This window comes from Streptomyces sp. NPDC085937 (assembly GCF_044540535.1).
Classification (GTDB): domain Bacteria; phylum Actinomycetota; class Actinomycetes; order Streptomycetales; family Streptomycetaceae; genus Streptomyces.
The window spans coordinates 319,565-326,886 of record NZ_JBITSH010000008.1 but is presented as its reverse complement, the minus strand read 5'-3'; the positions used below and the strand labels follow the sequence as shown (position 1 = coordinate 326,886).

Here is a 7,322-nt window from a genome sequence, read left to right as displayed (position 1 = left end):
GGGGCCCCCCCCCCGCCCGCCCCCCCCGGGCGCGGCCGGACCCCCCCCCCCCCCCCGGGGGGGGCGGCCGCCCCCGGGCGCCCCCCCCGGGGGGGGGGCCCGGCCCGGGGGGGGCCCGGCCCCCCCGGGGGGTGGTGCGGTGTCGCGCGGTGACGCGTCACCATCGGTACCAGCGGCCGCGACCACCGCCCGCGTTGGTGGAACGCATGACGAAGCCGAGCAGCCAGACGACGAGCACGGCGATGGCGATCCACCACAGGATCTTCACCGCGAAACCGGCGCCGAAGAGGATCAGGGCGAGAAGCAGAACCAGCAACAGGGGAACCATAGTTATCGACCTCCTGCCGCACCGTTTGCCCTCGGTCCGCACCCTCACACCTCACTGTTCCCTTGTTTGTGAAGGAGCGGTGGGGGCACCCGAGGGCCACGACGAGTTCGCCCGAACGCTATGAGGAGGCATGCTCCATGAGCGCCGGTGAGAAGGCCAAGGCGAAGACCGAGCAGGCGCAGGGCAAGGCCCAGGAGGCCCTGGGCAGCGCCGTCGGCAACGACCGCATGGCGGCCGAGGGCCAGGCCACGAAGAGCAAGGGCGACGCCCGCGAGGCCAAGGAAAAGACGAAGGACACCTTCAAGCACTGACCTCGCCCCACCACCCCTGCGGGCCGCCCCGGACATCTCCGGGAGCGGCCCGCAGGGGTGTCCGCGTCAGTGCGGCGGGGGCAGGGGGTGGAGGGCGTTGGTGACGGAGCAGCCGCCTTCGCCGGGCATGCGCTGGATGCGGGAGGGCATCCAGACGTTCGTCCGGCCGGGGCCGACGACGGCCAGGACGCAGTCGACGGGCTCGTAGCGGTAGGACGGCGGGGACAGGAGGATGCCGACGCGTCCCTCCTCCGTCCTCACCTCCGTGGTGATCGCCGGATCCATGTCCAGTGAGGCCAGGACACGGCGTACCTCGGCCTCGTTCACGCGGCCGCCCGCAGGGACGCGCGGCAGCTTCGCCTCGAGCGCCGCGTACGGCACCTGGGGCGGTTCGGGCGGTGGGGGAAAGGTGAGGGGCGGGCCCTCGGGGCAGTCGACGTCCCGGGCCTCCTCACCCCACTCCGCCCTCGGGGACACCCGGAGGGAGAAACAGCGCCGCACGGTCACCTCCTCGACGTCGAACCAGCCGTTGTACGCCGAGCCGGACGTGCGGACGGTCACCTCGACACCGTCGCCGTCATGCGTGGAGTCGCCCTCGACCCGCAGCACCTCCACCCCGTCCAGGGTCGACGCCGAGTGGCCCACCTCGTCGGCCGTGCGCGGGAGTTGACTGGCGAGCCGCTCGCCGGCCCTGGTCGCCACCTCCCGCGCGGAGTCGGTGGCCTCGTCCTCGGAGGACTGGACCATCCCGCAGCCGGCGAGGGCCAGCAACACCGGTGCGAGCAGCAGAAGTCGACGCATGCGGCCACCCTTTCCCATTCCCCGTCCGGTGCACATCCGTTCGGATACTCAGACCGGCCCGGGCGGGAGCCGTAAGGGTTTCGTCATGGCTCATGCGGCCTGGCACGCCCGGCCCTCCTGTTGACTGACGGGACCGAAGAAGGGCGGAGGTGGGGCGACATGGGACGCGTGCGTGACGGGCTGTCCAGGCCGTGGGCGGCCGTACTGCTGGCGGGGGTGACCGCCGTGGCGGGCTTCGGGCTGTACTGGTTCCAGCCGTGGAAGCTGTGGCAGGACGAGACGGTGCGGGAGGCACTGCCTGGGACCGCGACGACCGCCCCGGCCGCGACGACGGCCCCGGGCGAGGTCCCGTCCGGCGCAGAGTCGGCCGCGCCTCCGTCCGGCCCGGTGACCCTGGCGAGCGGTGAACTGATCAGTCATGAGCACGCGACCACCGGCACGGTGAGCCTCGTGCGGCTGGCCGACGGCAGTCGAGTGGTGCGGTTGGAGGGGCTGGACACCAGCAACGGCCCCGACCTGCGCGTGTGGCTGACCGACGCGCCGGTGAAGGAGGGGCGGGCCGGCTGGCACGTCTTCGACGACGGCCGGCACGTCGACCTCGGGGCGCTGAAGGGCAACAAGGGAAGCCAGAACTACGCCCTCCCCGAGGACGTGGACCTGTCCGCCTGGACCAGCGTCAGCATCTGGTGCGACCGCTTCGACGTCTCCTTCGGAGCGGCGGAACTCGCCCCTTCTGCCTGACCCCGCCGGCCAGGCGGCGCCGGGGGGACCCGGTCAGGCGGCCGGGCCGGTGACGAGGTCGCCGTTCTCGTCGTAGGGCCAGGCGTTGGCGACGCAGCCCTGCAGGCCCTTGATCTGCTGCATCATCACGGGAGCCGGCTGCCCCGGGCCGCCGCAGGTCATGTGCGCGTGGCCGAGGAAGTGACCCATCTCGTGGTTGATGATCAGCGCCCGGTAGTCCTCGATCGGCCCGTCGAAGGTGGGCGACCCCTCGACCCAGCGCCGGAGGTTCACCACCACCCCGTCGGGGACCTCGCAGTTGTACTCGCCCCCGGTGTCCTGGTGGATGCCCTCCCAGCACAGGGCGTCCGCCGTCGCCGGGGTGGCGATCCTTATCCGCAGGTCGTGCGGCGATCCCGCGCCCACCAGCTGGAACGCGTTGTCCGGGTCGTGGGTCCAGCCGCGTGGGGCGGCGAGGATGCCGGCGATCTCCTGCGCCGCCCGGGACGGCGAGACGTCCAGTCCGGACTCGACCTCGACGACGTACCGCAGCGGCCGGGAACCCTCGCCCACGGTCCTCCCGCCGGCCTGCGCGGTGACGAACGTCCCGCTGCCCTCGGCCGGCACGTCGATCGTGGTCCGGGTCGCGGAGGGCGGGGCGGCGGCGGAGGGCGCCCGGCGCGTGGGGGAGGGGGTGGGTGCCGGGGGCGGCGTGGGGGCGACGCGTGCGTCCGGCGTCCGCGGCGCGTCTCCGGCGGCGTCGTCCCGGCCGCCCGCGCGCAGGTACCCCGCCGTGCCCAGCAGGACGACCACCACCAGGCCGAGCAGCAGTCCGCGTCCCCGGCGGCGCGGCCGTGTCCGGCGACGGGAGGGCCGCCGCCGGGAGCCGTGGTGAACGGCGCGGGTGCCGGCGGGGGGTGCGGTGTGCCTCTCTCGTACCGAACGCATGCGGTCAATCTGCGCACCCCAGATGATCGCGAGGAGCCCGCGACATCACGGAACGGCAACGGCGTCCGGGTTCCCTCTCCCATGTGATCGTTGTGCAACAACGGTCGGGAAGCGGCCGTCCTCCACTACCGAACCGGTCGTCCGGTCTGCCTAAACTGCCGCAATGCCACGGATTCTGATCGTCGAAGACGACTCCACCGTCCGCCAGGCCGTGCGGCTGGGCCTGCGGCACCAGGGGCACGAGGTCCTCGGGGTGGAGACGGGCGAGGAGGGGCTGCGGCAGCTCGGCCCGTTCCGGCCGGACGTCGTCGTCCTCGATCTCATGCTGCCCGGCATCTCCGGCCTGGACGTGTGCCGACGGATCCGTGAGCGCGACCAGGTGCCGGTCATCATGGTCACGGCGCGCGGCGACGACATCGATGTCGTCCTCGGTCTGGAGACGGGGGCGGACGACTACGTGGTGAAGCCCGTGCAGGCGCGGGTCCTCGACGCGCGCATACGGGCCGTCCTGCGCCGGCAGGACGCGTCACCGCCGGACGGCGTCCGCCCCCGCCCGGAGACGCACGGCGACCTGGTCGTCGACCGCGCCGGACTCGTCGTGACGCACCGGGGCGAACCCGTCACCCTCGCCCCGTCCGAACTGCGGCTGCTGCTGACCCTGTCGGCCTCGCCCGGCCAGGTCTTCAGCCGCCAGCAGCTGCTGGAGGCGGTCTGGGAGCACAGCTACCACGGCGACATACGGCTCGTGGACGCCTGCGTGAAGCGCCTGCGCAACAAGCTGGGCGAGGGCAGGACCCCGCGGTACGTGCAGACCGTACGCGGCTTCGGCTACCGCTTCGGCACCGGCAGCGGCGCCGCATGAACCGCCGGAGCACCGGCCCCCCGGCCCCGGCGGCGGGCGGGTCGCGCACCGGCCCCCGCCGCGCCCTGCGCGCCGCCGTCGCCCGCGTCCCGCTCCCCCTGCGCGGCCTGCGTTCCCGCCTCCTCACGTCCTTCGTCCTGGTGGCCATGCTCAGCTCCCTCGGCACCGGCGCCCTCGCCTTCCGCGAGGCACGGACCGGGGTGCTGCAGCAGAGCCAGGACTCCGTCATCAACCGGTTCCGCGCGAGCGTCGACGCCGTCGCCCCGTACGTCCCGCCCTCCCCCGACGCCACCGACCTGCAGAAGGTGGTGGACCAGGTGCTCTACGCGAACCGTACGGCGGGCTGGCGGGTGATGGCCGCCTACGGCACCCACCGGGCCTCAGCGCCGACCCCACGCTTCACCGAGCCGAGCGACGAGATGCTCACGTCCGTCGCGACGCGCCGGGCCGCGGTGTTCCAGCGGGTGGACGTCGACGGCAGCCCCCGTCTCCTCGTCGGCATGCCCGTCACCTACACCCCGGAGAACGGCAAGGAGTCCCGCCTCTCCGGTCTGGTGATGTACCTGGAGGTCCCGCAGACCGCCGAGGAAGGGTACGTCGAGGCCATGGTCAGCGGCATCGAGCGGGCCACCCTGGTGGCGCTGTGCCTGGCCGTGGTGCTGGCGCTGCTCGCCGCGAGCGGGGTGCTGCGGCCCGTCCGGGCACTGCGCCGGGCGACGCGCCGGATGGCCGAGGGGCACCTCGACGTACGGCTCGACGTCACCGGCACCGACGAACTGGCCGACCTCTCCCGGTCGTTCAACGAGACGGCGGCCGAACTGGAGCGCACCGTCGCCGAGCTGCGCCGTCTGGAGGCGCGGGGCCGCCGCTTCGTGGCGGACGTCTCGCACGAACTGCGCACCCCGCTGGCGGCGATGTCGGCGGTCACCGACGTGCTGGACGTGGAGGCGGAAGGGGAGACGGGTGAGGCGCTGCGGCTCATCGGTGAGGGCACGAACCGGCTGAGCGTGCTGGTGAACGACCTGATGGAGATATCGCGCTTCGACGCGGGCGCAGCCGAGCTCAACCGGGACGAGATCGACCTGGCCGAGTCCGTGCGGCGCACGGTCGCCTCCCGCTGGCGGCAGGAGGAGGTGGAGCTGTGGCTGCCCGGTCCGGGGGAACTGCGCGCACGGGTCGATCCGCGCCGGCTCGACGTGGTGACGGCCAACCTGGTCGGCAACGCGCTGCGGCACGGCGAGCCGCCGGTCCGGGTGAGGCTGGGCGTTCGGAAGGGCGGGCCCGGCGAGGCGGAGTGGGCGGTCCTCGAGGTGAGCGACAACGGCCCGGGCATCGCCCCGGAGGCCATGCCGCACATCTTCGAGCGGTTCTACAAGGCGAGCACCTCTCGGGCGAGGAGCGAGAGCAGCGGGCTCGGCCTCGCGATCACGGCGGAGAACGTGCGCCTGCACGGCGGACGCATCCGGGCGGCGAACCGGCCCGGCGGCGGCGCCGTCTTCACGGTCGAACTCCCGCTGCACTGCGACGACGGAGGCACGACGTGAGGCACGACGTGAGGGGCGGGCGACGGGGCGGACGTACGGCGGCACTGCTGGCAGGGCTGGTGGCGGCCGCGGTGATGGTCACCGGATGCGGGGTGCCCGCCTCCGACGTCATCGAGGCGGGCGCGCCGGCGGGCGGCATGGCCGACCCGAACCCGGAGCCGACGGAGGCACCGGCCACCGTCTCCCTCTTCTTCCTCACCGACGGTGAGCCGACGCAGTACCCCCGCCTGGCCGACGACGCCGGCGACCTCGAAGGCGTCGTACGCCTGCTCTTCGAGGGCCCGAACGTGAAGGAGGCGACCGTGGCCGTCACGGAGTTGCCCCGCCTGAAGGACGCCCCCCGGGTGTCGGTCGCCGGCGACGGCACCGTCACCGTGCGGCTCCCCGGCGAGACGGCGCCGCTGAGCCGCGGGGCGATGCTGCAGCTGACCTGCACGGTGGTGTACGCGGTCCCGTTGGCCGCCACGGCCGTCCCGCGCGCCGAGTCGGGCCCCGTCGAGAACCTCGCACCGGGCGCCGTCCTGGTGAGCGGCAACGACTGGACGATGACCCGGCCCACCACGGACTGCCCCGCCATCTTCCCGACGGGCGGCGGCCCCACCGTCCAGCTCCCGGGGAAGCGGGAGAACTGACCCGCACACGGGTCGGTGCGGTCCGGCACGCCGAACGGCGCGGGTACGGCACCCGTGAGGGTGATCGGCGCGATCGTCGGTTGCGCTTGTTGCGTTCGTTGCGAATAATTCGAATACAACAGTGGAGGATGTCATGGGAACTGCGGCAGGCAAGAAGCTCGAGCCGGGTGTGGTCGACGCCGGTGACGCCCAGCGAGCCCTGCGACGGATCAACGACTACCTCTCGCGTACCGCTCAAAGTGATGAGGACATCCAGGTCCACCTGGAGACCGGAGCCGGTGACGAAGCGCTGGTGCTACCGCGCCCCGTGGCGGAGATGTTCGCTTCCATGCTGGCTGCCCTGGCCGGCGGACAGGGCGTGCAGATCATGCCGGTCGACGCCGAGCTGACCACTCAGCAGGCTGCCGACATGCTGAACGTCTCCCGCCCTTACCTGATCGGACTCCTGGAGTCCGGAGAGATCCCCTTCAGGCGCGTCGGTCGTCACCGCCGCATCCGCTTCGCCGATCTGCATCAATACCTGCGTGAGGATGACGCCAGTCGCAAGGAGGCGGCCGACGACCTGATGGCCTTGGACCAGGAGCTGGGGCTGCTCTGACATGGCATTCGTCGTGCTCTACGACGCCTGCGTCCTGTACCCGAACACGCTACGGGACCTACTGATCCGTGTCGGACAGAGAGGCTTCGTCCGTGCCAGGTGGACGGAAATCATTCTGGACGAGGTGGACCGGAACATCGCGCGCAACTACGACGTCGCTCCTGAGGCACTGGCGCGCCGCAGAGCCCTGATGAACAGCGCGGTACGCGACTGCCTGGTCACGGGCTTCGAGCCCCTCATCGAGGGGCTCAAGCTGCCCGACATGGATGACAGGCATGTACTGGCTGCGGCCATCAAGGCCAATGCGCAAGTGATCGTCACGAACAACCGCAAGGACTTCCCGGCTCACCATCTCACCGAGTGGGGAATCGAATGCAAGTCCGCTGACGACTTCCTGCTGGACCTCATAGGGCTGGACGAGCGGGTCGTCTACGCATGTGTGCAGGAGATCGCCACCTCTCGACGGCGCCCGCCGCAGAGCTTCGACGACGTGCTGGGCCAACTGGAGAGGACCGGACTGACGGAATCCGTGGCGGCGCTACGTCGTGGACCGGGAGCCGTGAGTTCTCACGAATAGG

At 72.2% G+C, this 7,322-nt stretch carries 10 protein-coding genes; 7 read left to right on the top strand and 3 right to left on the bottom strand.

Annotation, left to right across the window (positions count from 1 at the left end; translation table 11 throughout):
• Positions 1–157: 157 nt before the first annotated feature.
• Entirely contained in the window at positions 158–328 is a 171-nt protein-coding gene (locus ACIF8S_RS19710) for a hypothetical protein (RefSeq protein ID WP_006134603.1), read from the bottom strand.
• Between the two features lie 137 nt (positions 329–465).
• Here ACIF8S_RS19710 and ACIF8S_RS19705 point away from each other — a divergent pair, with 137 nt between their 5' ends.
• On the top strand, positions 466–639 hold the full coding sequence (locus ACIF8S_RS19705) for a CsbD family protein (protein WP_078541056.1): 174 nt from the start codon (positions 466–468) through the stop codon (positions 637–639).
• A gap of 66 nt (positions 640–705) precedes the next feature.
• Here the strand turns inward: ACIF8S_RS19705 and ACIF8S_RS19700 are convergent, their stop codons facing one another.
• A complete protein-coding gene (locus ACIF8S_RS19700) occupies positions 706–1,440 on the bottom strand; it encodes a translation initiation factor IF-2 (RefSeq protein WP_400000361.1) in 735 nt (244 codons plus the stop codon).
• A 159-nt stretch (positions 1,441–1,599) separates the two neighbouring features.
• Here ACIF8S_RS19700 and ACIF8S_RS19695 point away from each other — a divergent pair, with 159 nt between their 5' ends.
• Complete coding sequence (locus tag ACIF8S_RS19695; RefSeq protein ID WP_400000359.1) at positions 1,600–2,181, top strand: DM13 domain-containing protein; 582 nt, start codon at positions 1,600–1,602, stop codon at positions 2,179–2,181.
• Between the two features lie 33 nt (positions 2,182–2,214).
• Here the strand turns inward: ACIF8S_RS19695 and ACIF8S_RS19690 are convergent, their stop codons facing one another.
• Positions 2,215–3,108: a DUF3152 domain-containing protein gene (locus ACIF8S_RS19690; protein ID WP_400000357.1), complete on the bottom strand. Its 894-nt coding sequence runs from the start codon at positions 3,106–3,108 to the stop codon at positions 2,215–2,217.
• 163 nt (positions 3,109–3,271) lie between these two features.
• On the opposite strand from ACIF8S_RS19690, the gene ACIF8S_RS19685 reads away from it, so the two are divergent.
• The 5 genes from ACIF8S_RS19685 (at position 3,272) to ACIF8S_RS19665 (ending at position 7,321) form a co-directional block, all read left to right on the top strand.
• Positions 3,272–3,970 carry a response regulator transcription factor gene (locus tag ACIF8S_RS19685; RefSeq protein ID WP_349795379.1) on the top strand — a complete coding sequence of 233 codons (699 nt, stop codon included), beginning with the start codon at positions 3,272–3,274 and terminating at the stop codon, positions 3,968–3,970.
• Positions 3,967–5,514 (top strand): sensor histidine kinase, encoded by a 1,548-nt coding sequence (locus ACIF8S_RS19680; RefSeq protein ID WP_400000356.1) that lies wholly within the window; start codon positions 3,967–3,969, stop codon positions 5,512–5,514. Before ACIF8S_RS19685 ends, ACIF8S_RS19680 begins: the two co-directional genes overlap by 4 nt.
• A complete protein-coding gene (locus ACIF8S_RS19675; protein ID WP_400000354.1) occupies positions 5,511–6,146 on the top strand; it encodes a hypothetical protein in 636 nt (211 codons plus the stop codon). The genes ACIF8S_RS19680 and ACIF8S_RS19675 overlap by 4 nt, the downstream gene beginning before the upstream one ends.
• Positions 6,147–6,279: 133 nt before the next feature.
• The gene (locus ACIF8S_RS19670) at positions 6,280–6,744 is read left to right on the top strand and encodes an excisionase family DNA-binding protein (RefSeq protein ID WP_400000353.1); all 465 of its coding nucleotides are present in this window, start codon (positions 6,280–6,282) and stop codon (positions 6,742–6,744) included.
• A gap of 1 nt (position 6,745) precedes the next feature.
• Positions 6,746–7,321 (top strand): PIN domain-containing protein, encoded by a 576-nt coding sequence (locus ACIF8S_RS19665; RefSeq protein WP_400000352.1) that lies wholly within the window; start codon positions 6,746–6,748, stop codon positions 7,319–7,321.
• The last annotated feature ends 1 nt before the right edge of the window (position 7,322 follow it).

What these genes read in the sequence shown, in the direction of transcription:
- ACIF8S_RS19710 (WP_006134603.1), bottom strand. Translation starts at nt 328, where the DNA reads ATGGTTCCCCTGTTGCTGGTTCTGCTTCTCGCCCTGATCCTCTTCGGC.
- ACIF8S_RS19705 (WP_078541056.1), top strand. Translation starts at nt 466, where the DNA reads ATGAGCGCCGGTGAGAAGGCCAAGGCGAAGACCGAGCAGGCGCAGGGC.
- ACIF8S_RS19700 (WP_400000361.1), bottom strand. Translation starts at nt 1,440, where the DNA reads ATGCGTCGACTTCTGCTGCTCGCACCGGTGTTGCTGGCCCTCGCCGGC.
- ACIF8S_RS19695 (WP_400000359.1), top strand. Translation starts at nt 1,600, where the DNA reads ATGGGACGCGTGCGTGACGGGCTGTCCAGGCCGTGGGCGGCCGTACTG.
- ACIF8S_RS19690 (WP_400000357.1), bottom strand. Translation starts at nt 3,108, where the DNA reads ATGCGTTCGGTACGAGAGAGGCACACCGCACCCCCCGCCGGCACCCGC.
- ACIF8S_RS19685 (WP_349795379.1), top strand. Translation starts at nt 3,272, where the DNA reads ATGCCACGGATTCTGATCGTCGAAGACGACTCCACCGTCCGCCAGGCC.
- ACIF8S_RS19680 (WP_400000356.1), top strand. Translation starts at nt 3,967, where the DNA reads ATGAACCGCCGGAGCACCGGCCCCCCGGCCCCGGCGGCGGGCGGGTCG.
- ACIF8S_RS19670 (WP_400000353.1), top strand. Translation starts at nt 6,280, where the DNA reads ATGGGAACTGCGGCAGGCAAGAAGCTCGAGCCGGGTGTGGTCGACGCC.
- ACIF8S_RS19665 (WP_400000352.1), top strand. Translation starts at nt 6,746, where the DNA reads ATGGCATTCGTCGTGCTCTACGACGCCTGCGTCCTGTACCCGAACACG.